Origin of the sequence: Acetanaerobacterium sp. MSJ-12, assembly GCF_018917875.1 — a bacterium.
GTDB lineage: Bacteria > Bacillota > Clostridia > Oscillospirales > Ruminococcaceae > Bittarella > Bittarella massiliensis.
On record NZ_JAHLPK010000007.1, the window covers coordinates 69,335 to 94,830 of the forward strand.

The following is a 25,496-nucleotide window of genomic DNA, read 5'->3' on the forward strand; positions in this document are numbered from 1 at the left end:
CAGATGTGGCGCAGGGGCTCGTTTTTGTTTGTTTACTTACTAGGGGTGGAGCAGTCGTCGCAGCGGCTGCAAAAGGCCCTGCTGCCCCTTGATCTTGCGCCGCAGCCCTGCCGCCAGCCAGGCGATGGGGGCGGAGAGCAGGTACCAGAGAAAGGAGTAGAGGGGACAGATCTGCCCCAGGAGATTGCCCGCCAGCTGGGAGTAGTCCCACACATTCCAGTGCAGCCAGCGGTTGACCACGCAGCCCACGCAAAATTCAATGCCGGTGATGACTGCATCCCCCACCAGGCACTTTTTCCAGAGGGGCATGGCGGGGTGCTTGCCGTTGACGGCGTAGAGGATGGAAAAACAGGTGCCCCCGGTGAGCACCATGGTCCAGTGGGTATACCCCCGCCAGAGCACCTCGATGGCGCCGTACCCCACACAGCCGATGGCGAAGACCGCCGCCGATTCCCCCGCTCGTTTCACCCAAAACCACTTCCCGTCTGTCACAAATTTCAACGGGATTAGTATTGGCGAAAGGGCGGGGATTATGGCTGGATAGTGTTGGGGACCGGACAGGGAAAAGGCGGGTGGGCAGGCCTTCAAAGTCCCATTGTTTGGAAAATTTGGTTTGGCTGACAGATGGCTTAGAACGGTCATTGGAGAGGGCGCATTCGCGCTTATGGGGAGGCGATTCAAACGCTGCCGACACCGCAAATCAAGTTTCGATTGCGCCCCGCGAGGGGGCGATTTTCTGGAGATTGTCTGTGCGCCAGCGCCGGCGCGATTATTTCAATCCGCGCCCCGCGAGGGGGCGATTTGGGCAAAATTGCCCTGTGCCGTCGGCCTTCTCTCTCTATCTTCTCCCAAATGGCCAAAGCCCAAAGGAATTTTTCGCTTTTTTTGCAATTCAATCTGTAAAAAGGGGGCCGCAGCTGCTTCAGCGCAGGTGCGAACCCCCTCTGGAAAATGCTGTGCGCTTGGCCTTCGCACCGCTAGAATATCAGCGGTTCTGTCACGTCAAAGCCCGGTTTGGCACCGATGTGCTCCACCTTGTTCTGATAGCGGTTCCCCAGATTGTAAAAGCGCAGGCTGTCCCTCTCCGGGTCGATGATCTGTTCTAGGCGGTGGCGAAGGGCCCTGCTCTGGGCCGCATCCACCACGCACTCGAAAACGGAGTTCTGGACCCGCTGGCCGCAGTCAACACAGGCCTTGGCCACCCGGCGCAGGCGCCGTCTCCCCTCCGGCGTCTCGGTGTTGACGTCATAGGTGATGAGCAAAAGCACTCCCTCTCCCCCTCACTTCCACAAAAAGGGCGGATAGCCATCCAAATCTCCCCGCAAAAATCGGGCGAGCAACAGGGACTGGGCGTAGGGGACCAAGCCCCACTCCAACTTCTCCCCCAAAAAGGGGTGGGTGATCATCTCTTGTTTCTTCTTTTGCCAGGCGGCGAGGACCGTCTTTCGCGTGTCGTCGTCCATCAGGACCGCCCCGTTTTCCTTGCGGGCAAATCCCCTTTCCCCCACCTGTCGGTTGTTGACGAGGGTCAAAACAAAGCGGTCCGCCAAAATGGGGCGCAACTCCTCCATCAAATCCAGTGCCAGGGAAAGGCGGCCCGGCCGGTCGCGGTGCAAAAAGCCCACATAGGGGTCAAGTCCCGCCATCTGCAGGGCGGCGGCGACATCATGGGAGAGCAGGGTGTAGACAAAGGAGAGCAGCGCGTTAAAGGGGTCGGTGGGCGGGCGGCGGCTCCTCTCCCTGAAAAAGAAGGTCTCTTTTTGCTGCAAGATCAGCTGGTCCAGCGCCGAAAAATACCGTCTGGCCGCCTCCCCTTCGATGCCCCGCAGAGCGTCCAGATTGCCGGCTGTCTGCAGCTGTTTCAGCCGCTCGGCTATTTCCTGTGAGGCGGCGCGGATCTCCTCGGCGTCAAGGCGGAGGGCGTGATCGCGGAGGGCCCTCTCCAGCACCCAGCGGCTGTTGTAGAGCTTTCCCGTCAAGATGGCGCGGGCGATATCGGCGCTGGCCACCTCGCTGTCGGAGGCCCGGTACTGGGTCTTGCGCAGCACGACATTGCCCCGCTCCACCCCCTCCACCCGCGCCAAAAAGCGGCCGTGGGCGGTGAGAAAGGTGAGGGCGATCCCCCGTTGGGCGCAGGCCCCCATCAGGGCTGGGCTGGCCCCGGTGTAGCCAAAGGCCACCACCCCTTCCAAGTTGTGCAGGGGCACCCGCCCCACCTGCGTCTTTCCCTTGGAGACGACGATGTTCTCGCCCTCCAGCGCCAGATAGGCGTCGGGAGAGGTCACATAGAGGGTATTTTGCAGGATCCTCATGGGCATTCCTCCAGCCGCTCGCGGATGTATTCGACTGCCGACGGCTCTTTGCAGAGGCGGGGCAGACAGATGTTTTTGAGGGAACAGGCATTGCAGCCCTTGCTCCACCTCCCCTTGGGGGTGTGCTGGCGGCGGGCCAGGTCGTGCATCTCTGTCAACAGCTCCTCGACCCGCTGGCGAAGGGCGTCGTTCAGCTCAACTGTGTGGCGGCGGGCCGTCTCTCCGTAGTAGAGATAGGCTTTGGGAATGGCCGGACAGGCCAACATTTCCTCTAGACAGACGGCCTGGGCGCAGAGCTGCAGCTCGTCGGCCTCCCCCTCCTTGGGGCGGCCTCGCTTGTACTCCACCGGCACCGGCAGCCAGAGCCCCTCCCTGCCAAAGAGGGAGACGCCGCCGGGGTCGCGGTGAAATTCCACCACGTCGCAGTTTCCCGATATCCCTAGCCGCCGGGAGGAGACCGCCATCCCCCGGGAGATCAGCAGGTCCCCCCGCTTCTCAGCCCCGAAGGGGTCGTGCGCCTTTTCGTGGAGGATCTCCCCCTCGACGGTGCGCAGGTTCTCGGCCCACTGCATCTCGATATAGGCCAGCGCCCACTGGCGGCGGCAGAAGGCGAAGTGCTGCAGGCCGGAGAGCTGGAGGTATTCCTCCTCCCTATATTCCATCGCAGATCTCGGGCTCCAAGTCGGCGAGCGGGTCCAGGGTCACCACATAGTCGGCAAAGGAGTGGGGGATGTCGACCCCTTCCTTTTTCTGCACGTGGAGGCTGTGGTGCACCTTGGCCGAGGAGTGCTGTCCGCACTTGCAGCCGTGCTCCCACCAGTAGAGTTTACAGACTTCCATGCTGCCGTCGGGGCGGGCCGAAGAGGCGTCGTTTTCAAAGAGGGTGCGAAGGGCCTCTTTGATCTTGTCCGCGTCCTCCCGGCTAAAGCCGGTCTTCTCTGCCAGCTGACAGTTGATGCTGCCGTAGAAGATGTAGAGGCCAAAGGGCACCCGGTGCTTCATCCCCATGGTGTCCGAGGACTTCTTGCTCTCGGTGACGCTGTTGACGCTCTTGGTGATCTGAATGCTCACAAGGTCCACCGGGTCAACGCTGATGGCCGGATGCACCGAAACCGGGCCCCGCACCCCTACCGACACGTCTTCCCCTTTGAAGGCGAAGACCTGACCAAAGCTGCGGACGTCGGTCCAGGCCTCGCAGGCCGCCTTGGCATAGGCGTCTTTGTCCTTGGCGGCCTTCTGCACCGCCTCGCAGCCCTTGGCGCGGTCCTGCAAGCTCTTGTACCCGTCGTTCCGGCGGTCGTCGGACTGGACAAAAACGGGCTCCCCCATATCCATCAGCCGGTTGCGGATCTTCCGCTTGATACAGACGTCGGAAATCTCCCCGTGGCCGTCGTAGTTGATGCGGGGGCGGTTGCCGTTGAGGGGGTCGCCGTTGGGGTTGGCGTTGGTCACCGAAAGGATCACCGCAAAGTCGATTTTGTTGTTCAGAGCGCTCATCTCAAATATCCTCCTCTTTTTTACTGTTTGTCTTCCGACTGGCTCTCGGCGGGCGATTTTTCCTCGCTTTTGCCGCTCTTCTTGCTGGTCTGGATAAAGTGGTTCATCTGGCTGCTGTATCCCAGCAGATAGGTCTCGTCCAGCGGCTCGTCGTTGAAGTCGCCCTCTTCAAACATGTCGATGATTTGAAAGATGCCCTTTTCGTATTCAAAGGTCTGTCCCTTGTAGCGCAGCAGATAGGGTTTGAGCTGGCCGTCGATGATTTTCCAGGTGCGCCGGGGGTGCGAGGCAAAGGCCTGCTGCAGCCGCTCGGCGTTGGTGGCGCGCTTTTCCTCCATCAAAAAGAGGGCGCGGCTCTCGATCTGGCGGGCGTAGGCCAGCAGCCGACCAAAGAGATAGCTGCGGTCGGTCTTTTGGGTGTCCAGTGCCATGGTCCATTCCTCCTTGTATTCACCGGTCGTATTCCAACCGTTTATCCGGTCGTTTTTCAGCTTGCGAATGAGGGCGCAGGCGATGCTGAGGGTCTTTCCGGCCTCCCACCCCTCCATCGCGATGGGGTTGGACGCTCTGCGGGCAACGCAGTGCACCAGGTCGGACGGCAGCTGGGCGCCCTCGATGATGCAGGGGAGCAGTCGCTCCAGCGCGCTCTTTCTCAACTTGTCGTCCACATTGCGCCCGTAGGCTGTCTCGACAATGTCAATTGAGGAGGGAGCGCCGACAAAGGTCGCTGGCTCGTATTTGGGCTTCCCCTTCTTGTCCAGTTCCCCTGTCGGGCGGCTGCGGTAGCGGTGCAGCCAGGTGCAACTGGTGTGCCACCGCCGGATGCGCTCCAAAAAGTCCTCCGCCGGCATCTCCCGGTAGTAAAAGACGGAGAGGCGGCCGGGGGTGGCCGAATCGAGGCCCAAGATCATGGCGCGCTCCCCTCCGTCCGGCACCCCGCTGTACCCGGCCAGGGCGCGGTTGAGCTGCGCGGCCCACCAATCACCCGTATCCACCCGGCGGGAAGGCGGCTCAGGCACCTCGCCCACAACGTCCATGCTGTCTGCACAGACCGAGGGCAATTTGCCGCCGCTGTCCCGCCAGGTGAGCACCACCTGGTCGCCGTTTTTGTAGCCCTGGCGAGAAATCAGCCAGCGCAGGGCGCTGTGGGCCTTTTCGGTGGTCTCCCGCCCCAGGGAGAAGGCCTCTCGGGCGTCTCGAAAGCGGCCGCGGTAGGTAAAGCCCGACGCGTCGTTGCTGGACACCAGTTTGGCCCCGTCGCCGGGGTTGCGGATCTTTTTGGGGCTCATCACCGAGACCGGCATCTCCCGGCCGGCGACAAAGCAGATGTCCCGCTCCTGCGGGGCGCGGTTTTGCCAGTCGATATAGCACTGCCGGACCGCCGCGCTGGCCCAGAGGCGGCTGTCGGGCGAAAAGCTGCCGTCGGCGGGGAGAACGGTGAAGCGGACAAAGGCGTCCATCTGCTTGCCGCCGGTACAGGCCCGGAAGATGGGGGGCAGCTCCTCCTTGGCGCCGTCCCACTTTTGCAGAAGATGGGCCTGCTCGTCCAGCCAGAGAATGCCGTCGGCCGCCAAATCGGCAATCAGCCGCCCCTTCTTTAAGTACTGCCAGACCGCCACGACAAAAGGGTGGCAGGCCGGGTCTTCGCACCAGCGGTCCAGCTGCTCCATATAGAGCTCGTACCCGCTCTTCTTCCCCGGCACACAGGCGGCAAAATCGCCCGCCAGGTACTGCAGTTTGTCAAAGAGGGGGTGGGGTTCCAACCCGCTGGTGCGCCCGGCAGAGGACTCGGTGCAGGGGATGATGGTGGTCTGTTCTCCCTTCCCCTCGATGACCGACGAGCGGCCGGGGCAGATGTTCCCCTCGGTGTCGAGCACCAGCTCGATCTGCGCCAGCTGGGTGGTGTGATAGGCCGGGAGCAGGGGGACCCGCCCCGCCTGCACCACCCCCACCTGGTCGGCACAGCGGTCATAGGTCTCGCAGAGTTTTTGCATCCAGCTCACAGGCCCACCTCCTCTGCCAGGCAATCGCTGAGGGAGAGGTTTTCCCCCGGAACAAAGGCTTTGACTGAGCGCTCCCCCACCGGGTGAACCAGGGTGCACTCCTCCGGCCGGCAGAAGGCGATGACCCCCCGCTCCATCTTGGGCAGCCAGAGGCGGGTCTCCATCTGGGTGCGGCCCGTCTCGTCCGGGTAGTTGAAGCCGTGAAACATCACCCCAAAGGCCAGTTCCGGACAGTCGTCATAGGCGCCCGGCCCCTCGCCGAAGGTGCAGGGCTCGACATAGCCCTGGCACTCCCGCGCGCCCAGGAAGATGTCCCGCCGGCCGCCCCGCTCCACCATCCGCTTGGCGATGGCGTAGTGCTTGTTCTCGTTTCTGTCGCAGGCCAGTTCAGGGCGGTGCTCGTTCCACTCAAAGTGGACCTGCACCTGGTAGGCCACATCGGTGAGATAGGTGTAGATGGACAGTTCGTTTTCATCGCTCTGGTACTTGATGGGGCGCACCCCCTTGGACTGGGTGCGGATGGGGTTGAGGACCCGCACCCGGTCGACGACCCAAGTAAACGTTGGCTTCCAGTATATGGATTCCGCGATCCCCTTGAGGGCCTGGTAGGTGGGGACCTGGTAGCTGCACTTTTCGCCGCCCACCCGGGTCACCGGGTCACTGAAGAGGGCATTCCGCCCGTAGACCAGAAAATCGATTCGGTTCTCCCGTTCCATTCTCTCCCGCCTTTCTGTGTAGTTTTGTTTAAAAATTCAGTAAAGAGAGCTCGCCGGGCTCTTTTTGCAGGCCCAACTCGCTGTCGTAAAAGCGCTCATCCAGCGTCCAGACGCCGGCCTCGGGCCGGTACTCCAGGGCCTGTTTCTCCGTCAACAGGTTCTTTTCGTAGTCGGAGATGTGCACCAGGTAGCGCTGGGCTTCCCTCAACTTGGCGGGCAACTGCCGGATATCGGGACAGTTTGCAAACCAGTCGATCAGTTCCTTTCCCTTGCCATAGGGCACCAGCACGTCGATACCGCCCCGGTCCTCGATGGCCTCAAAGAGGCGGCCCGCTGTATGGTAGGCGTGGTGGGCGGGGACGGTGATGCCCTCGCCCTCGCGCCTGTCCTTCCAAACTTCCTCCCCTGCCCGGTTGGCGGAGAGCAGATCAAAGAGTTCCACATCGAGGAGACAGTCGCTCTTTTTGGCGGAGACCGGGTAGTTGAGCTGCCCGCCCTGCCGGGTATAGTACTCCCGATAGTAGGCGTGGATGGTGGCGGGCGCCAGGTAGGTCCCCCCGTCCGCCTCTCCCCTGGCGATCTTTCTCGCCACCTGCTCGAGGATCGGGATACAGGCCTCCTGTGCGCGCCGGATGTCCGGCAGGGGGCCCAGTCTCTCCGCCCCGTATTTGACGATAAAGACCTTGCCACGCCCGCCCTTGCCGTGGCGGTTGCAGCGGCCCGCCGCCTGGGCAATGCTGTCAAGGCCCGCCAGAGAGCGAAAGACGCAGTCAAAGGAGATGTCCACCCCCGCCTCGATGAGCTGGGTGCTGACGCAGATGATTTTTTGGTGGAGACCAGGCTCTTCATTTGCCGACAACTGCTCGCACAGCACATCCAGCTTGTCCTGTCGGTGTTGGGAACAGAGCCAGTTGCTCAACAGGTAGTCGCTCCGCCCCTCCCCCTCCTCGCGCCGCCGGCACAGCGCCTCGTAGAGCGCCTGCGCCGCCGCCTTGGTGTTGACCACCGCCAAGATGCTGTCGGCCTCTTCCAGCTGCTGCTCCAGCCGCTGGGCAAAGGTGTCGGCGGTGTGTTCCTGTCGGGTTTCGTCGATGACGTCGACCCGGCGGAATTTCTCGAAAATCTCCTCCACCCCCTCCACCATCTGGGTGTTGGGGCCGAGGAGAAGGGGGATCTCCCGGTCGTCCAGATTGGGCTGGGTGGCGGTGCAGAGGACCACCGAACAGCCGCAGACCCCCGCCAGATAATCCAGGGCGCCGTTGAGGAGATGGAGGCATTTGATGGGGATGGACTGCACCTCGTCGAGGAGGATGACCGAACCGGCCAGCTGGTGAAACCGGCGGACCGAGGCGGATTTCCCGCTGAAGAGGGTGTTGAGGAACTGGACGGCCGAGGTGAGGATCATCGGCGCGTTCCAGCGCTCGGTGAGGAGTTGGTGGCGCGCGCGGCCGTCGTCCTCACCCCCCTCTTTGCCCTCCGGCACCACCGCATCGCCGTGGTGTTCCAGCAGGGCGTCTCCCGCCTTCAGTGTTTTGCCCAGCACGCCGGCGTTTTGGGTGAGGATGGACTTGTAGGGGGCGATGTAGAATATCCGCCGCATCTTCCAGCGGCGGGCGCAGGCCAGAGCGTAGCGCACCGAGCTGAGGGTCTTCCCCCCGCCGGTGGGGACATAGAGCCGATAGATGCCCGGGACCCGCTGGGCAGAGGCCAGACAGGCGTCCGCAATCTCCCCCCGCGCAATCTCGATGGCATTTCTGTCGGGCATCTGGGCAAAATCCCGCATCTGCTTTTCCAGGTTGTCGGCCATCTGCTCCCACAGGGGGGCAACATCCACTTCCGGGGAGGGGGGTAGGCCCGCTTCAAAGAGATAGGCGTCGTAGCGGTCGGCATCGACAAGGGCGCTCTCCAGAAAGCGCTGTGTCATCCCGAACAAAAAGGCGTAGAGCGCGTTGGCCGAAGCGCCCGCCTTTTTGGCGATGTCCACCAGCACTTTTTTGTGCAGCTGCCACTCCCCCCTGGCCTGTGCAAAGAGGCGGTCCCACTCGCCCTTTTCCAGGCAGTCGGAGAAAAAGCGGGCAAACACTTCGTCCCAGTCCGGGGGCTTGCGGGGGGTGAGGCGGTTGCGCAGCGGCAAATCCCCATTTAAATCCAGGCAGTCGGGGAGACCGCTGTGGTGGCCGCAGATGGCGGCCACCATCAATTCAGACAGCAGCCCGTCCACCCCGGTCATGGGGTTGCATTGCTCCACCCACCTGCCGCCGGCGGCGCTGTGGTTGACGGTGCCCCGCAGGGCGGGGAGGGCTTTGCGGATATAGTCCTGAAATTCCCGGCTGTACTTCCCCATGTCGTGGAGCAAACCCACCAGGTGGAAGGTGGTGGGGAGGCCGACGCCGAGGCCCACCGTGCAGCAGCTCTCGGCCACCGCGAAAAGGTGCGCTTTGAGGGGTTGCTCCCTCTCGTCCCCAGTTTTGTGGGCAATATACACCGCGCCACCACCTTTTTACTATATTTGTTTAAATGATACGCTTTTTGATTGGACAAATCAACCAATTTGCGACATCTTTTGACATTTGAATATTCGACGAAATCCGACAATTTTGGGGGAAAGAAATGGCCCGGAGATACCCGAGCCATTTCTGCCTATGATTTTGCCAGGTAAAAGAGTGTGTCCCCTACCTGTGGGTCGGGGGAGGAGACCACATACCGCCTGCCGTAGGGCTCGATGGCGGGCTGCAGGTCCTCAAAGGGGTAGAAATCTAACTGAATGGACTCCGGCTGCCGCAGCAAAAAATTGCAGACGTACTCCACCGGGTAGTAGCCGTCCCAACCGCTGCCGACGATGTGGAGGGATTCGATGTCTTGGGGCCGATGAGAATTCTCACGCCCCGGGTTCATATGCAGCTTGTCTGCATACATAGACAATATCTCCTTTCTATATTTTGTTTGAAGACAGAAATTGCCTGTCCCCCTTTCTCCCCCGGGTTCCTTGACATCGCCGTATTTCGTACGGTAAACTGTGTTAGCAACATTTTGGTCTACCTTATTTTAAATGGTGCCAAGTTGTTTGGAGGTAGCCTGCAGTGCGCAATACTGCAGGCTATTGCTCTGTCTGGAGGAAATTATTTCCTAAAAATTAAGATACCTCTAAGCAGACAGATTGTCAATGCTTTATTTAGGTCACATAGAAAGAACTTCCATTTTATCTAAAATAAATTAAAACATTTATTTTTGCGTAGCTTGCTTTTTAGTAACCCAATGCTTATAATTTCATTGTCATATCTCTTCGATATGCGGATTGAAATAGCTACAATGGCGTTCTTGTATGCGCCCACAAACCACAGAAATAGAAAAGGTTGGAGGCGATTTGCTCTCCAACCTTTTCTATTTTCCAACAAAAAAACTCCCCTGTAAGAACAGGGGAGTTCTGGTGAACCACCGGGGATTCGAACCCCGGACCCTTTGATTAAAAGTCAAATGCTCTGCCAACTGAGCTAGTGGTTCATATTCTGAAAAATGCGCCCGTAAAGCGCTTATTTATAATAGCACCTGCCCCCTGCAAAGTCAACACTTTTTTGCCAAATTTCCGGAAATCTGCGGGGCGGCTGGTCGGCCCCGCGCGCCCTCTGCGCCGCTTTGAGGGAGTCATCTCTCCCCCCGCCGGCCGCGCTCCCCACTATCCTGCCCCGCCGCGCAAAAAATATACCGATTTTTTGCCGGGCCCTCGGGGCGCAAAAAGCGAGCGGCGGCCACAGGTGGCCGCCGCTCTCCCATCGCCGTGCAGGCGTTTTCTTATATTTTATACAGGGCAGGTTCGGTCAGTCGCGCTCTTTGGTGGCGATCTTCGCCCTCACCATGTCGGTAAAGGCCTCCACCGACATGGCGCCCAGGTCGCCCTCGCTGCGGGAGCGGACCGAGACGTTGCCCTCGGACTGCTCCTTCTCGCCCACCACCAGCATGTAGGGAATCTTCTGCAACTGGGCCTCGCGGATCTTGTAGCCCATCTTCTCGGCGCGGTAGTCCCCCTCGACCCGGATGCCCTGGCTGTCCAGCTGCTGCTGCAACTGCTGGGCGTAGTCGTGGAACTTCTCGCTGATGGGGACGATCTTCACCTGCACCGGGGCCAGCCAGGTGGGGAAGGCGCCGGCAAAGTGCTCGATGAGGATGCCGATGAACCGCTCGATGCTGCCAAAGACCACCCGGTGGATCATCACGGGGCGGTGCTTCTGGCCGTCCTCGCCGGTGTACTCCAGCTCAAAGCGCTCGGGCATCTGCATGTCCAGCTGAATGGTGCCGCACTGCCAGGTGCGGCCGATGGCGTCCACCAGGTGGAAGTCCAGCTTGGGCCCGTAGAAGGCGCCGTCGCCCTCGTTGATGGTGTACTCCCGGCCCAGCTCCTCCATGGCCTCCTTCAGGCCGTTGGTGGCGCGCTCCCAGTCCTCGTCGCTGCCCATGTGGTCCTCGGGCATGGTGGAGAGCTCGATCTTATAGGGGAAGCCGAAGAGGCTGTACACCTCGTCGATGAGGCGGATGACCCCTTTGATCTCGTCCTTGATCTGCTCGGAGGTCATGAAGATGTGGGCGTCGTCCTGGGTGAAGCAGCGCACCCGCATCAGCCCGTGAAGGGCGCCGGAGAGCTCGTGCCGGTGCACCAGACCCAGCTCGCCCACCCGCATGGGCAGGTCGCGGTAGGAGTGGGGCTGGGTCTTGTAGACCAGCATCCCGCCGGGGCAGTTCATCGGCTTGATGGCGAAGTCCTGCTCGTCGATGACGGTGGTGTACATGTTGTCCTTGTAGTGGCCCCAGTGGCCGCTGCGCTCCCACAGGGTGCGGCTGAGGATGATGGGGGTGCTGATCTCCTGGTAGCCGGCCTTGTGGTGGATCTCCCGCCAGTAGTCGATGAGGGTGTTTTTGAGCACCATCCCCTTGGGCAGGAAGAAGGGGAAGCCCGGGCCCTCGTCCAGCAGGGTGAAGAGCTCCAGCTCCTTGCCCAGTTTGCGGTGGTCCCGCTTTTTGGCCTCTTCCAGCATGGCCAGGTGCTCTTCCAGCAAGCTGGCCTTGGGGAAGGCGGTGCCGTAGACGCGGCAGAGCATGGCCTTGTCCGAATCGCCCCGCCAGTAGGCGCCGGTGGCGCTGGTGAGCTTGACGGCTTTGACCTTGGAGGTGTCCAGCAGGTGGGGCCCGGCGCAGAGGTCGGTGAAGTCCCCCTGTTTAAAGAAGGAGATCTTCTCCCCCTTGCCGGCGTGCTCCTCGATCAGCTCCAGCTTATAGGGCTGGTCGGCCATCAGTTCCTTGGCCTCGGCGGGGTCCAGCTCGAAGCGCTCCAGGGGCAGGGCCTCTTTGGCGATCTTCTTCATCTCGACCTCGATTTTCTCCAGGTCCTCGGTAGTGAAGGGCTTCTCCACGTCGAAATCGTAGTAGAAGCCGCCGTCGATGGCCGGGCCGATGGCGAATTTCACCCCGGGGAAGAGGTGCTGCACCGCCTGGGCCAGGACGTGGGAGGCGGTGTGCCAGAAAACCCGCTTGCCCGCCGCGTCTTCAAAGGTCAAGATCTCCAGGGAACAGTCCTTCTCCAGCGGCTGGCGCAGGTCGGCCACCTCGCCGTCCACCAGGCCGCCCACCGCATTGCGGTAAAGGCCCATGGAGATCTGCTTGGCCACCTCCGCCACGGTAGAGCCCTGCTCCACCTGCAGAGACGAGCCGTCTTTCAGTTTGACATCAATCATTGTTGTCTCCTCCTCACTGTGCGCCCAAAAAGGCGCTGTGTGCACAAGTTGCCGCGTCTGCGCGGCGGGGCCCAGAGGGGCTGGCGGCGGGAAGGCCGCGCCCTGCGCCCGGCCCGTCGGCCGCGGCGCAATAAAAAAACTTCACCCCTCGCATCTTCCAAGGGGTGAAGTCACACTCTCGCAAACTCCACGGTTCCACCCAAATTGCGCCCGGCAAGGGGCGCCACTCGTGCCAGGGGATAACGGCCCTGGGCCGGCAGGGATTGGCTGCACTCCGAGGTGGTACGCGACCCCGCCCCCACCCCGCGCCGCTTTCAGCCGGCGGCGGCGCTCTCTTTTGGGGGAAGACGGGCGCGCATGTCCTCATCTACGCTTTTTCTGTTTTCATACTAGCACAGCTTCTCCCCCCTGTCAATCGCCATCTGCCCGCCTGGCAGGCCGTTTTTCGGCGAAAAAAGCACGCCTATTGGGCGGGACTTCCGCCCCCTGCGCCCGTCTTTGCGCCTTGACAGCAACTTGTTCCTAATATAAAATAAGAACAGTGTCCTTTTTGTTCTAACTGCTAAAAAATACATGCTGAAAAGCAAAAAATTCAAAGAAAAGGAGGGATTTTCTCCATGCCATTTACGCCTGTAACCATTGCAATCATCGCCGTTTCAGCGGTGATTTTGGCAGTCGTCGCCTTTGCCGGCGGCTTTGCCTATCGCAAGAAAGTGGCCGAATCCAAAATCGGCGCAGCCGAGACCGAAGCGACCAGAATTGTAAATGACGCCGTGAAAGAGGCGCAGGCCCGCAAGAAAGAGAGCCTGCTGGAAGCCAAAGACGAAATCCTCAAACTGAAAACCGAAACCGACCGGGAGCTGAAAGACCGCCGGGCGGACATCTCCCGCCAGGAGAAGCGGGTCATTCAAAAAGAGGAGTCCCTGGACAAAAAGATCGCCGGGGTGGAGCAGAAGAGCGACCGGCTGGAAAAGAAGCTCAAGGACGCCGAGGACCGCCTGGCCGAGGCCGAGGCCATCAAGGCCAGCCAGTTTGAGACCCTGGAGAAGATTTCCGGCCTGACCGCCGAGCAGGCCAAGGCCCAGCTGCTGGAAAAGCTGGACGAGGAACTGACCCACGAGAAGGCCCTGAAGATCAGCGCCTACGAGGCCCGCCTGAAAGAGGAGCAGGACGAGATGACCCGCAACCTGCTGGGCCTCTCCATCGCCCGCTGCGCCGCCGACCACGCCTCGGAGGCCACCGTCTCGGTGGTGCCCCTGCCCAACGACGAGATGAAGGGGCGGATCATCGGCCGCGAGGGCCGCAACATCCGCGCGCTGGAGACCCTGACCGGGGTCGACCTGATCATTGACGACACCCCCGAGGCCATCACCCTCTCGAGCTTTGACCCGGTGCGCCGGGAGGTGGCGCGGGTGGCCCTGGAGCGGCTGATCCAGGACGGGCGGATCCACCCCTCCCGCATCGAGGAGATGGTGAACAAGGCCAAAAACGAGGTGGAGAACACCATCAAGCAGGAGGGGCACCGCGCCGTGATGGAACTGGGTATCCACAGCATCAACCCCGACCTGGTCAAGCTGCTGGGCCGGCTGCGCTACCGCACCAGCTACGGCCAAAACGTCCTCAACCACTCGATGGAGGTCGCCCAGCTCTCGGGCCTTCTGGCCGGTGAACTGGGAGTGGACGTGGACATGGCCAAGCGGGCCGGGCTGCTGCACGACATCGGCAAGGCCCTGGACCACGAGGTCGAGGGCTCCCACATCAAGATCGGGGTGGACGTGGCCAAGCGCTACCGGGAAAACCCCCAGATCGTTCACGCCATCGAGGCCCACCACGGCGACGTGGAGGCCCAGACCGTTCTCGCCTGCATCGTCAAGGCGGCCGACGCCATCAGCGCCGCCCGCCCGGGCGCCCGCCGGGAGAACGTGGAGAACTACATCAAGCGGCTGCAGCGGCTGGAAGAGCTGACCAACTCCTTCGACGGGGTCGAGAAGTCCTTTGCCATCCAGGCCGGCCGCGAGGTGCGGATCATGGTCAAGCCGGAGGTCATCAAGGACGACGAGATGACCGTGCTGGCCCACGACATCGTCAAGAAGATCGAGTCCGACCTGGACTACCCCGGCCAAATCAAGGTGCACATCATCCGCGAGAGCCGGGCCATCGACTTCGCCAAATAAGGCCGCGCCCATTTCTCTGTACACAGAGCGCCCCGCGCCGGGATTTCTCCGGCGCGGGGCGCTTTTTTCGCCGCTTTTGTGCTATAATACCAGACAGGATCGGCCGCCCGGAGATGGGGGCGGCGGGCTTTTGAGAAGGGAGCGAGGAGATGTGAACATCCTCTTCATCGGGGACGTGGTGGGGCCGGCGGGCTGCCGCCACCTGCAGCGGGTGCTGCCCGACCTGCGGCGGCAGTACGGGGCGCAGCTGTGCATCTGCAACGGGGAGAACTCGGCCGAGGGGAACGGCCTTGGCTACGACAGCGCCCAGATGCTCCTGCAGGCCGGGGTCGACGTGATCACCACCGGCAACCACCTCTTTAAAAAGAGGGAGGCCCTCTCCCTCCTCGAGGAGATGCCCCACGTGGTGCGCCCCCTCAACTACACCCGGGCGCCGGGCTGCGGCTGGTACCTCTTTGACAGCATCCGCGGGCAGGTCTGCGTGGTCTCCCTGATGGGGACGGTCTTTATGGACGGCCTCCCCAGCCCCTTTGAGACGATGGACGAATTTCTCAAAGACCCGCCCTGCGAGACGGTGGTGGTGGACTTTCACGCCGAGGCCACCAGCGAGAAGCGGGCCATGGGGTTTTACCTGGACGGGCGGGTGGCCGCCGTGCTGGGCACCCACACCCACGTGCAGACCGCCGACGCCCAGATCCTGCCCGGCGGCACCGCCTACATCACCGACGCGGGGATGACCGGGCCCGCCGACTCGGTGCTGGGGGTGAAAAAGGAAATCATTCTGGAGCGGTTCCTCACCCACCTGCCAAACCGGTTCGAGATCGCCTCCGGCCCCTGCACCCTCTGCGGGGTCGCCCTGGAGCTGGAGGGCAAAAGAGCGAAAAATATCGCCTCTTTTTGTGTATAACAACCGTATATTTCCTTTGCTATTGTAAAAATATAGTCAATGTGTTACACTCTCTTTATCAGGAGTTCACCTTGTAAGGAGGGTGTTACATGGAAGTGTTAAAGGTGTCGTCCAAGTCCGCGCCCAACTCTGTGGCGGGCGCAATCGCAGCAGTGGTCAAAGAAAGCGGCGCGGCTGAACTCCAGGCGGTGGGCGCCGGCGCGATCAACCAGGCCCTCAAGGCGGTGGCCGTTGCCCGGGGCTATATGGCGCCGTCGGGGGTCAACCTGATCTGCATTCCCGCCTTTACCACCATCGCCATTGACGGGGAGGAAAAGACCGGTATCAAGCTCATTGTAGAGCCCCGCTGAATCGGGGACTCCAAGTCGGGTGGGGCAGTCCGACGCCCCGCTGTCAGCCAGCGCCGCTCGCGGGCGCTGGCTGTCTTTTTGTGCCGCCCCGGGCGATAAGGGGCCCCATTTTGGCATAAACTGAAAGGGGGGTGGACACCCCGGCCGCCCCCCAGTTTACAAAACGGCGTTTATTCTCTATAATAGAGGTACCATTTTTCCGCATTTCTCCCCCGGCCCCGCTGGGCGCCGGGCGAGAGGTGCCTGTTTTGATTGCTTTCAGGCGGACGCGGGGGCAGCGCTCCCCCGCCCCGCCAGACGAATGGAAAAGGGAGTGACTTGGTTTGTTGAAATTAGAAAACCACCTGGGCACGACAACGATCACCACCGAATACTTTGCCGGTCTCATTGGCAACGTGGTCTCCAGCTGCTACGGCGTGGTGGGGATCTCCGCCTCGACCCCGATGCAGGGGATGTTGCGCCGGGTGTCCGGCCGCTCCACTCCCGCGCAGGGGGTCAAGATCAAGGCGATCGGCGACAAGCTGGTCGTGGACATTCACATCAAGGTCCTCTACGGAATCAACGTTTCCGCCATTGTGAAAAGCATCATGAACAAAGTCCGGTACGCCGTCTCCCAGGCCGTGGGTCTGCAGGTGGCAAAGATCAACGTCTTTGTTGACGACATGGCGGCCGAATAAAGGGGAGTATTTGGATGATAACAGGACAACTGCTGCGCGACAGCATCATCTCCGGCGCCAACAACATTCAAAACCAGCGGTTGGCGGTGGATGAGTTAAACGTCTTCCCGGTGCCCGACGGGGACACCGGCACCAACATGTCCATGACCATCGGCAACGGGGCCAAAGAGCTGGCCGTGCTGCCGGACAGCTGCACCGTGGCCGAGGCCGCCAAGACCGCCGCCTCGGCCCTGCTGCGGGGGGCGCGGGGCAATTCGGGGGTCATTCTGTCCCTGATCTTCCGCGGCTTTTCCAAGGGCCTCAAGGGGCTGGAGACCGCCTCCCCCGCCGATCTGGCCCGCGCCCTGCAAGAGGGGGTGGCCGGGGCCTACAAGGCGGTGATGAAGCCCACCGAGGGCACCATCCTCACGGTGGCCCGGGTGTCGGCCGAGCGGGCGGTGGAGTACGCCCCCCACGCCGAGAGCGCCGCCGATCTGTGGGCGCTGGTCTGCCAGGTGGCCGAGGAGACCCTGGCCGAGACCCCCGAACTGCTGCCGGTGCTGAAAAAGGCTGGGGTGGTGGACGCCGGCGGCCGCGGGCTGCTGGTCATCTTCCAGGGGATGCTGCAGGTGCTGCAGGGCGGCCCGGTGGTGGAGGGCGAAAACCGCCCCGCCGAAAAGGCCAAGAAGGCCGCCGGCACCAAAGAGGTGGCCGGCGAGTTCGACATGTCCATGACCGAGCTCTACTGCACCGAGTTCATCATCAACCGGGGCGAGGACCGGCAGGACCCCCTGAAGCTGCGGGCCTTTTTGGAGGCCATGGGCAACAGCGTGGTCTTTGTGGACGACGAGGACATCATCAAGGTGCACGTGCACACCGGGGACCCGGGCGCCGCTTTGAGCGAGGCGGTCAAGTGGGGCTACCTGACCAACCTGAAAATCGAGAACATGCTCGAGCAGTACAAGGCCCGGCTGGCCGAGGGGGCCAATCCCGAGGAGGAAATCCCCCCCACCTTTGTCTCCGACGAGGACGAGGAGCGCTTTGACTACCAGCCGGTGGATCCGGACTGCGAGTACGGCTTTGTGGCGGTGGCCGCCGGCAGCGGCATCAAGACCCTCTTTTTGGACCTGGGGGTCAACGCGGTGGTCAGCGGGGGGCAGACCATGAACCCCTCCACCGAGGACATCCTCAAGGCCATCCACTCGGTGCCGGCCAAAACGGTCTTCGTGCTGCCCAACAACAAAAACATCATCATGTCCGCCGAGCAGACCCTGGCCCTGGCCGACCGCCGGGTGGTGGTGCTGCAGACCCGCACCATCCCCCAGGGGCTCTCGGCCATGCTGAGTTTTGACCCCTCCGCCTCGGTGCGGGAGAACTCGGTGAACATGACCAAGGCCATCGACCACGTGGGCACCGGGCAGATCACCTATGCCGCCCGCAACTCCGAATACGACGGCCACAAAATCAAAGAGGGGCAGATGCTGGCCCTGTTGGGGGGCAAGCTCTCCTTCACCGAGAGCGACCTGCAGAAGGCGGTGGTCAAGCTGGTGCGCCAGCTCATCAAGAAGGACACCTCCTTCATCACCCTCATCACCGGGCAAGACGTCCCCACCGCCGAGAGCGAGCAGATCGAAAACGCCGTGCGCGCCCGCCTCCCCGAAGGGGTGGAGATGGCGGTGGTCTACGGCGGCCAGCCGGTCTATTACTACATCATTTCCGCCGAATAGAGAGCTGTTCGGCCCTTGGCGCGGCAGTGGCGGCGCAGCCGGTTGCAGCCGGCCGCCGCCCCTGCCGCCCTTTTATTTTCCCGCGAGAGGAGGAAGCGCCGTGGACGGACAGCGGGACCTGTTTTCTATCGACATACAGTACGTCAAAGGGGTGGGGCCGAAGCGGGCCGAGCTGTTTTCCAAGCTGGGCATCGACTCGGTGGGCGCCCTGCTGCAGTTTTACCCCCGGGCCTACATCGACCTGCAGCAGACGCTCCCCCTCTCACAAGCGCCCTTTGACGCCCCCTGCGCGGTGCTGGGGCGGGTGGTGCGCAAACTCCCCCCCGCCCGGCTGGGCGGAGGCAAGACCCTCTACAAGCTGCTGGCCACCGACTTCACCCAGGACTTTGCCGTCGTCTTCTGGCAAAACCGCTTCCCCTACGAGTCCCTCAAGGAGGGGCAGGACTACCTCTTCTACGGCAAATTCGGCGGCACCCTGACCCAGCGGGAGGTCAACTCCCCCCTCTTTTTGCCCGAGGGGGAGCGGCGGGATCTGCTGCCGGTCTACCCCCTGACCAAGGGGCTGACCTCCAAGGCGGTGGCCACGGCGGTGGAAAACGCCCTCGCGGCCTACGGGGAGGAGATCCCCGACCCCCTACCCGCCCCGGTGCAGGCCGAATACCAGCTCTGCCGGGCGGGGTATGCGGTGAAGAACATCCACCGCCCCGAGACCGCCCAGGCAGCCCAGACCGCCCGCCGCCGGCTGATTTTCGAGGAGCTGCTGGTGTTGCAGTTGGGGCTGGGCAGCCTCAAAAAAAAGGGGCGGGAGCACACCGACTTGCAGATCCCCGCCGCCGACCTGGGGCCCTTTTTGCAGGCCCTCCCCTACTCCCTCACCGGGGCGCAGCTGCGCTGCATCGGCGAGATCGGGGGGGACATGGCGGGGGCGGTGCCCATGAACCGGCTGCTGCAGGGGGACGTGGGCTCGGGCAAGACGGTGGTGGCCGCCGCCGCCGTCTACCGGGCCGCCCAGGCCGGGGTGCAGAGCGCTCTGATGGCCCCCACCGAGATCCTCGCCGCCCAGCACCACCGCACCCTGGAGGGGCTGCTTCGCCCCCTGGGGCTGACCGTCGCCCTCCTCACCGGGTCGATGAAGGCCGCCGAGAAGCGGGCGGTGCTGGCCGGGCTGCAAGACGGCAGCACCGACTTGGTGGTGGGCACCCACGCCCTGCTGGGGGAGGCGGTCTCCTTTGCCGAGCTGGGGCTGGTCATCACCGACGAGCAGCACCGCTTTGGGGTCAACCAGCGGGGCGCCCTGGGGGACAAGGGCCGCGCCCCCCACGTGCTGGTGATGAGCGCCACCCCAATCCCCCGCACCCTGGCGCTGATCATCTACGGCGACCTGGACATCTCGGTGCTGGACGAAAAGCCCGCCGGGCGGCGGGAGATCGAGACCTTTGCCGTGGGCTACGGCCGCTACCAGCGGGCCCTGAACTTCGCCGAGAAGCAGATCGCCGCCGGCCATCAGGTCTACGTGGTCTGCCCCCTCATCGAGGAGGGGGAGAGCGAACTGGAGAGCGTGAGCGCGGTGCGCGACCAGATGGCCGCCTACCTCCCCCACCGCCGCATCGGCCTGCTGCACGGGAAGATGAAGGCCCGGGAGAAGGAGGCGGTGATGGCCGCCTTCTCGGCCGGGGAGCTGGACGCCCTCTGCTCCACCACGGTGGTGGAGGTGGGGGTGGACGTGCCCAACGCCAACCTGATGATGATCCACAACGCCGACCGGTTCGGCCTCTCGGCCCTGCACCAGCTGCGGGGCCGGGTGGGGCGCTCGGACTGCCAGAGCTACTGCATCCTCCTCTCCAAGAGCGGGGGGGAGGGGGCCCGCAAGCGGCTGCAGGCCATGTGCGAGAGCTCCGACGGCTTCGCCCTGGCCAACCTGGATCTAGAGATGCGGGGCCCTGGCGACTTTTTCGGGGCCGCCCAGCACGGCCTGCCCCAGCTCAAGATCGCCGACCTGCTCACCGACCGCACCACCCTGGCCGAGACCTCGGCCGTGGCCCGCCAACTGTTGGAAGAGGACGCCACCCTCCGCCGCTGGCCCCTGCTGCGCCAGGCGGTGGGGCGGCTCTTCTCCTCCATCTCCGAAAACGGATTCAACTGACCGCCGCCGCGGCCCCACCAGAAAGGAAGGACCCGCCATGTCCACCCTCTTTCAAAACGCCACCCTCATCGACGAACAAGGGCGCCTCTCTCCCCACACCGACTTGCTGGTGGAGGGGGGGCTCATCGCCCGCATCGGCCCCCACCTGCCGGCCGAAGGGGCCCGGGTGATCGACTGCACCGGGCAGTTTTTGACCCCCGGGCTCTGCAATCTCCACGCCCACACCCCCATGAACATCTTCAAGGGGATCGCCGAGGACGTGAACATCGACGACTGGTTCAACCGGGAGCTCTGGCCCTACGAGTCCAAGATCACCGATGAGGACATCTACTGGGGCTCCAAGCTGGCCATCGCCGAGATGGCCCAGAACGGGGTCACCGCCTTTGCCGACCACTACTTCGGCGGGGCGATGATCGCCCAGGCCGCCAGGGAGTGCGGGCTGCGGGCGGACATCGCCTACACCGCCTTCGGCTTTGGGGGGGACGCCGCCGCCGAGATACAGGCCACCGAGGACCTGATGGACGCCTGCGCCGGCGACCCCCTGGTGCAGGTGCGCTTCGGCCCCCACTCCCCCTACATGTGCACCCCGGAGGTGCTCACCGCCCTCGTCGAGCGGGCCCGGGCCCGGGGGGCGGGCATCCACCTGCACGTCTCCGAGACCGCCGCCCAGGTGGCCGAGAGCCGGGAGAAGTACGGCCGCACCCCCTTTGCGGTGGTGGCCGACTGCGGGGGCTTCACCCTGCCCTGTATCGTCGCCCACGCCCTCTACATCGAGGAGGGCGACCTCCCCCTGCTGGGGGAGGACACCTTTGTCGCCGCCTGCCCCAAGACCTACCTCAAGCTGGGGATGGGCGAGGGCGGGCTCTGGCGGCACTGGAAAAACCTCCGCCTGGCCACCGGCACCGACGGCGCAGCCAGTTCGGCCACCGTTAACCCGCTGGAACAGGCCCGGCTCTTCGCCCTGCTGGGCAAGTGGCGGGACCAGGCCGAGGACTTCGCCCTGAAAGACATCTGGCGGCTCCTCTTTGCCGGGCACCAGGCCCTGGGCTTTCACAGCGGCCGCTTGGAGGAGGGCTGGGCCGCCGACCTGAACGTCTGGTCGCTGGACGACCCCGCCACCGCCCCCCTCTACGATCCCCTGGCCGCCATCCTCTACAGCGCCGACCCGGCGCGGGCCATCCGCCACACCCTGGTCGGCGGCCGCTTTGTCAAGGAGGACGGCCGCCTCGCCTTCGACGTGGAGGAGATCTTGCGGGAATCCGCCCGCTGCGCCGCCGCCATTGGCCGGCGGGGCAAGGGGGAGAGCAAGCTCTTCTTTTGACTCTCATCCCGACCTATTTTAAGGAGGAAACCGAGATGCCCGTCACCCCTGTGGACGACCGACAGACCGACTACCTGGCCCTGGTGCGCCAGGGCTATGACAACTGCGCCGCCGACTACTGCGCCGCCCGCAGCGGGGACCGGGAGCCGGCGCTGGACTGGCTGCTGCCCCTTCTGGCCCCCGAGAGCCGGGCCCTGGACATCGGCTGCGGGGGCGGGGTGCCGGTGACCCGCGCCCTCTGCCAGTGCTGCCAGGAGGTGGTGGGGGTCGACCTCTCCCCCGCCCAACTGGCCATCGCCCGCAGGCAGGTGCCGGAGGCCCAGCTCCTCTGCGGCGACTTTCTGGAGCTGGACATCGAGGGGCCCTTTGCGGCGATCACCTGCTTTTACACCCTCTTTCACACCCGGCGGGACCTCCACCCCGCCTTTCTGCGCAAGGTGAAGGAACTGCTGGCCCCGGGCGGCTACTTCCTCTTCTCCGCCGCCCGGGAGGACGAGCCCTCCTACACCGAGCCCGACTTCTTCGGCACCACCATGTACTGGAGCAACTACGCCGCCGCCACCTACCGGGAACTGCTGGAGGAGATGGGCTTCTCGGTGCTCCGGAGCGAAGAGGTGCTCTGGGGGGCGGGGGAGCGCCACCCCTTCTTGCTGGCAAGGAAGGACAGCGACTGCTGAATTTCGCCCCATCCCTCTCTTTTTCTCAAATATCGGGGAAAAAGAGGGGGATTTTCTTTGCCTTTTGTCAAATCATCATCCCTTGCTCGGCTAACCATTCTTTTTTTCAATGGATTGGGCCGGGGCGAATGGTGGCCGGCCTGTCCCGAATATGCTATACTAAAACCCATAGAAAACCTCGAGCAGCGCCCGGCGCACCGGTCCCTTCCGGTGCGCCGGGCGGTTCACAGGAAAGGCGGTACAGCAATGGGATACAGCTTAAACGACCGAGAGACCGACGCCCTCTTCGACCGGCTGGCGGCAGAGTACAAAATCTATGCCCCCAAGCGGTTTGCCAAGCAGGGGCGCTACTCGGACACCGACATCGTGCGCTACGACGAGATCCACGCGGTGGAGGAGATCGTCTGGGACAAAAAGTCCGACTTCTCCGCCAAAGAGGTGCTCACCCCGGTGACCGAGCCCATCTTCTACTTCACCGAGGACGAGTACCGGGAGAGCGGGGCCCCAAAAAAGAAGATCCTCATCTTCCTGCGGCCCTGCGACATCAACGCCTTTGAGCACCAGGACCGCATCTACCTGGGCAACGGCGGCTTCTGCGACAGCTACTATCAGCGGATGCGGGAGAAGACCCGCTTCGTGCTGATGGAGTGCACCGAGGGCTGGGACACCTGTTTTTGCTGCTCCATGGGCGCCAACAGGACAGAGGAGTACAGCGCCGCCGTCCGCCGCACCGAGGAGGGGATCCTCTGGTCGGTGAAGGACGAGGAGCTGGCCCCCTATTTCGCTGGCTGCGAAGAGGCCGACTGGCAGCTGCAGTTCATCGAGAAAAACCAGTTTGAAGTCAAGATCCCCGAAATCGCCGACAAGGAGACCCTGGCCAAGCTGAAAAAGCACCCCATGTGGCAGGAGTACAACGACCGCTGTGTCAGCTGCGGCAGCTGCACCCTGGCCTGCAGCACCTGCACCTGCTTCACCACCCGGGACAAGATCTACAGCGAGAACGCCAAAGCCGGCGAGCGCCGCCGGGTGCTGGACTCCTGCCAGATCCCCGGGTTCGACGCCATGGCCGGCGGGCACGGGTTCCGCACCACCCCGGCCGATCGCATCCGCTATCGGGCCCTCCACAAGGTGCACGATTACAAGGCTCGCTTTGGGGACTACCACATGTGCGTCGGCTGCGGCCGGTGCAGCGCCCGGTGTCCCAAGTTCATCTCCTTCCCGGCCATCATCAACAAGATGAGCGCCGCCCTGGAGGAGATCGCGGCCGAAGCGTCGAAATAGAGTGAGGAGGACGACCCTATGACAAATCCCGTGATGCCCAAAGCACACCGCATTTTACATATCAACCACGAGACTGAGATGGAGTACACCTTCCGCATCGAGGCCGACTTTGTCCCCGAGCACGGGCAGTTTTTCCAGCTCTCGGTCCCCCGGGTGGGCGAGTGCCCCATCTCGGTGAGCTCCTTTGGCGAGGGCTGGCTGGAATTCACCATCCGCGCCGTGGGCAAGGTGACCGACCAGCTGTTCTCCATGCGCCCCGGCGACGAGCTGTTCCTGCGCGGGCCCTACGGCAAGGGCTGGCCGGTGGAACAGCTGCGGGGCAAACACCTGGTGTTTGTGACCGGCGGCACCGGGCTGGCACCGGTGAAGAGCTGGCTGAACAAGCTCTACGACGAGCCGGAGATGGCCGAGAGCGTCCACCTGATCGCCGGGTTCAAAAACGAGGCCGGCATCCTCTTCAAGCCCGACCTCGCCCGCTGGAAAGAGCGCTTTTCCACCCACTACACCCTGGACAACGACCAGATCGAGGGCTGGAACACCGGGCTGGTGACCAAGTTCATCCCCGAGATCCCCTTTGACACCTTTGGGGGCAACTACGCCGTGATCATCGTCGGGCCCCCGGTGATGATGCACTTTGCCGCTTTGGAGGCGCTCAGCTGCGGGGTGCCGGAGGAGAAGATCTGGGTCTCGTTCGAGCGCAAGATGTCCTGCGCGGTGGGCAAGTGCGGCCACTGCCGCATCGACGAGACCTACGTCTGCCTGGAAGGGCCGGTATTCCCGTACACCGTGGCCAAAAACCTGCTGGACTAAGGGGAGGCATTGAGGATGAACTGCGATATCAACATCAAACAACTGCAAAAAAACTGCTGGCGGCAGTCCAAGGTGCCCGGTGAATTCATGCTGCAGCTGCGGGTGCCCGGCTCCCTGATTGAAGCCAAGCACCTGGAGCGGGTGATCTACATCGCTAACACCTGGGGCAACGGCCTCTTTCACGTGGGGATGCGCCACACCCTGAACGTCCCCGGCGTCAAGTACGAAAACATTCCGGCGGTCAACGCCTACATCAAAGACTACATCTCCCAGGTGGAAAATGAGATGTGCGGGGTGGAGATGGAGGAGTCGGAAAACGGCTACCCCACCATCGGCGCCCGCAACATCATGGCCTGCATCGGCAACCGCCACTGCATTCTCGCCAACTACAACACCCAGGAGCTGGCCAAGAAGATCGAGCCCCTCATCTTCCCCAGCCACTACCACATCAAAATCGGGATGTCCGGCTGCCCCAACGACTGCGGCAAGGGCCAGTGCAACGACTTCGGCATCATCGGCCAGACCAAGATGGACTACGTCTACGACCGCTGCATCGGCTGCGGCCAGTGTGTGGACGCCTGCAAGAAGCACGCCACCGGTGTGTTGAGCATGACCGAGGACAAAAAGGTCGCCAAGGACGCCTGCTGCTGCCTGGGCTGCGGCGAGTGCGCCGTGGTCTGCCCGGCCGGGGCCTGGGTGCGCCAGCCCAAGAAGTTCTTCCGCATCACCATCGGCGGCCGGACCGGCAAGCACACCCCTCGCCTGGGCAAGACCTTCATCAACTTCGCCACCGAAGAGGTGGTGCTGGGGGTGCTGGGCAACTGGCAGAAATTCTCCGCCTGGGTGCTGGACTACAAGCCCGTCTACATGCACGGCGGCCACCTGATCGACATGGCCGGGTACGAGAAGTTCAAGGAGATGATCCTCGACGGGGTGGAGCTCAACCCCGAGGCCAAGGTCGCCCAGCGGATCATGTGGGCCGAGAGCGAGATGCGGGGTCAAATCAACGTCATCCCCATCGGCGAGCACCCGGTGGCCGGCCCCCAGCAATAAAGGCGCACCGCGCCTTTATTGCTGTTTGGCAGCAAAGCTCTGCGCACAATGTGCGCAGTTTTGCAAAGGCAAAACCGCTTTGCAGCCTCGCTGCTGGGTAGGCTGTCGGATGCAGGAGCGCCCGGCAGAGGGGAGCAAGTTGCTTC

General features: G+C 63.0%; 21 protein-coding genes and 1 tRNA gene. 11 read left to right on the top strand and 11 right to left on the bottom strand.

Annotated elements, in window-relative coordinates; translation table 11 throughout:
• Positions 1–39: 39 nt before the first annotated feature.
• The 11 genes from KQI11_RS09080 to thrS form a co-directional block, all read right to left on the bottom strand.
• Complete coding sequence (locus KQI11_RS09080) at positions 40–468, bottom strand: putative ABC transporter permease (RefSeq protein ID WP_353653959.1); 429 nt, start codon at positions 466–468, stop codon at positions 40–42.
• Between the two features lie 509 nt (positions 469–977).
• On the bottom strand, positions 978–1,268 hold the full coding sequence (cas2, locus tag KQI11_RS09085) for a CRISPR-associated endonuclease Cas2 (protein WP_021659789.1): 291 nt from the start codon (positions 1,266–1,268) through the stop codon (positions 978–980).
• Between the two features lie 12 nt (positions 1,269–1,280).
• Entirely contained in the window at positions 1,281–2,312 is a 1,032-nt protein-coding gene (cas1c, locus tag KQI11_RS09090; protein WP_216401891.1) for a type I-C CRISPR-associated endonuclease Cas1c, read from the bottom strand.
• The gene (gene cas4 / locus KQI11_RS09095) at positions 2,309–2,974 is read right to left on the bottom strand and encodes a CRISPR-associated protein Cas4 (RefSeq protein WP_216401892.1); all 666 of its coding nucleotides are present in this window, start codon (positions 2,972–2,974) and stop codon (positions 2,309–2,311) included. The genes cas1c and cas4 overlap by 4 nt, the downstream gene beginning before the upstream one ends.
• Positions 2,964–3,809, bottom strand: a complete 846-nt coding sequence (cas7c, locus tag KQI11_RS09100; protein ID WP_216401893.1) for a type I-C CRISPR-associated protein Cas7/Csd2 — start codon at positions 3,807–3,809, stop codon at positions 2,964–2,966. Before cas7c ends, cas4 begins: the two co-directional genes overlap by 11 nt.
• A gap of 20 nt (positions 3,810–3,829) precedes the next feature.
• Entirely contained in the window at positions 3,830–5,803 is a 1,974-nt protein-coding gene (gene cas8c / locus KQI11_RS09105; RefSeq protein WP_286172692.1) for a type I-C CRISPR-associated protein Cas8c/Csd1, read from the bottom strand.
• Positions 5,804–5,808: 5 nt separating this feature from the next.
• Positions 5,809–6,528 (bottom strand): type I-C CRISPR-associated protein Cas5c, encoded by a 720-nt coding sequence (cas5c, locus tag KQI11_RS09110; protein WP_216401895.1) that lies wholly within the window; start codon positions 6,526–6,528, stop codon positions 5,809–5,811.
• Between the two features lie 28 nt (positions 6,529–6,556).
• Positions 6,557–9,013 (bottom strand): CRISPR-associated helicase Cas3', encoded by a 2,457-nt coding sequence (gene cas3 / locus KQI11_RS09115; RefSeq protein WP_216401896.1) that lies wholly within the window; start codon positions 9,011–9,013, stop codon positions 6,557–6,559.
• Between the two features lie 155 nt (positions 9,014–9,168).
• Positions 9,169–9,444: a hypothetical protein gene (locus KQI11_RS09120; protein WP_216401897.1), complete on the bottom strand. Its 276-nt coding sequence runs from the start codon at positions 9,442–9,444 to the stop codon at positions 9,169–9,171.
• Between the two features lie 509 nt (positions 9,445–9,953).
• A tRNA-Lys gene (locus tag KQI11_RS09125) sits at positions 9,954–10,029 on the bottom strand.
• Positions 10,030–10,343: 314 nt separating this feature from the next.
• Complete coding sequence (gene thrS, locus KQI11_RS09130; protein ID WP_216401898.1) at positions 10,344–12,251, bottom strand: threonine--tRNA ligase; 1,908 nt, start codon at positions 12,249–12,251, stop codon at positions 10,344–10,346.
• A gap of 617 nt (positions 12,252–12,868) precedes the next feature.
• Between thrS and rny the strand changes: the two genes are divergently transcribed.
• From rny to asrC, 11 genes are all read left to right on the top strand, one after another.
• A complete protein-coding gene (gene rny, locus KQI11_RS09135; RefSeq protein ID WP_216401899.1) occupies positions 12,869–14,425 on the top strand; it encodes a ribonuclease Y in 1,557 nt (518 codons plus the stop codon).
• 151 nt (positions 14,426–14,576) lie between these two features.
• Entirely contained in the window at positions 14,577–15,332 is a 756-nt protein-coding gene (locus KQI11_RS09140; RefSeq protein ID WP_216401900.1) for a TIGR00282 family metallophosphoesterase, read from the top strand.
• Between the two features lie 89 nt (positions 15,333–15,421).
• Positions 15,422–15,682: a stage V sporulation protein S gene (locus KQI11_RS09145; RefSeq protein WP_021661334.1), complete on the top strand. Its 261-nt coding sequence runs from the start codon at positions 15,422–15,424 to the stop codon at positions 15,680–15,682.
• 323 nt (positions 15,683–16,005) lie between these two features.
• Positions 16,006–16,359 carry an Asp23/Gls24 family envelope stress response protein gene (locus KQI11_RS09150; RefSeq protein WP_021661337.1) on the top strand — a complete coding sequence of 118 codons (354 nt, stop codon included), beginning with the start codon at positions 16,006–16,008 and terminating at the stop codon, positions 16,357–16,359.
• 14 nt (positions 16,360–16,373) lie between these two features.
• Positions 16,374–18,065: a DAK2 domain-containing protein gene (locus KQI11_RS09155; RefSeq protein ID WP_216401901.1), complete on the top strand. Its 1,692-nt coding sequence runs from the start codon at positions 16,374–16,376 to the stop codon at positions 18,063–18,065.
• Between the two features lie 100 nt (positions 18,066–18,165).
• The gene (gene recG, locus KQI11_RS09160; RefSeq protein ID WP_353653960.1) at positions 18,166–20,208 is read left to right on the top strand and encodes an ATP-dependent DNA helicase RecG; all 2,043 of its coding nucleotides are present in this window, start codon (positions 18,166–18,168) and stop codon (positions 20,206–20,208) included.
• Between the two features lie 37 nt (positions 20,209–20,245).
• Positions 20,246–21,529 carry an amidohydrolase family protein gene (locus KQI11_RS09165; protein ID WP_216401902.1) on the top strand — a complete coding sequence of 428 codons (1,284 nt, stop codon included), beginning with the start codon at positions 20,246–20,248 and terminating at the stop codon, positions 21,527–21,529.
• A 35-nt stretch (positions 21,530–21,564) separates the two neighbouring features.
• Positions 21,565–22,206 (top strand): class I SAM-dependent DNA methyltransferase, encoded by a 642-nt coding sequence (locus tag KQI11_RS09170; protein WP_216401903.1) that lies wholly within the window; start codon positions 21,565–21,567, stop codon positions 22,204–22,206.
• A gap of 246 nt (positions 22,207–22,452) precedes the next feature.
• Positions 22,453–23,487: an anaerobic sulfite reductase subunit AsrA gene (gene asrA, locus KQI11_RS09175; protein WP_185916289.1), complete on the top strand. Its 1,035-nt coding sequence runs from the start codon at positions 22,453–22,455 to the stop codon at positions 23,485–23,487.
• Positions 23,488–23,505: 18 nt separating this feature from the next.
• Positions 23,506–24,297 carry an anaerobic sulfite reductase subunit AsrB gene (gene asrB / locus KQI11_RS09180; RefSeq protein WP_185916290.1) on the top strand — a complete coding sequence of 264 codons (792 nt, stop codon included), beginning with the start codon at positions 23,506–23,508 and terminating at the stop codon, positions 24,295–24,297.
• Between the two features lie 15 nt (positions 24,298–24,312).
• Positions 24,313–25,350: a sulfite reductase subunit C gene (gene asrC / locus KQI11_RS09185; protein ID WP_216401904.1), complete on the top strand. Its 1,038-nt coding sequence runs from the start codon at positions 24,313–24,315 to the stop codon at positions 25,348–25,350.
• The last annotated feature ends 146 nt before the right edge of the window (positions 25,351–25,496 follow it).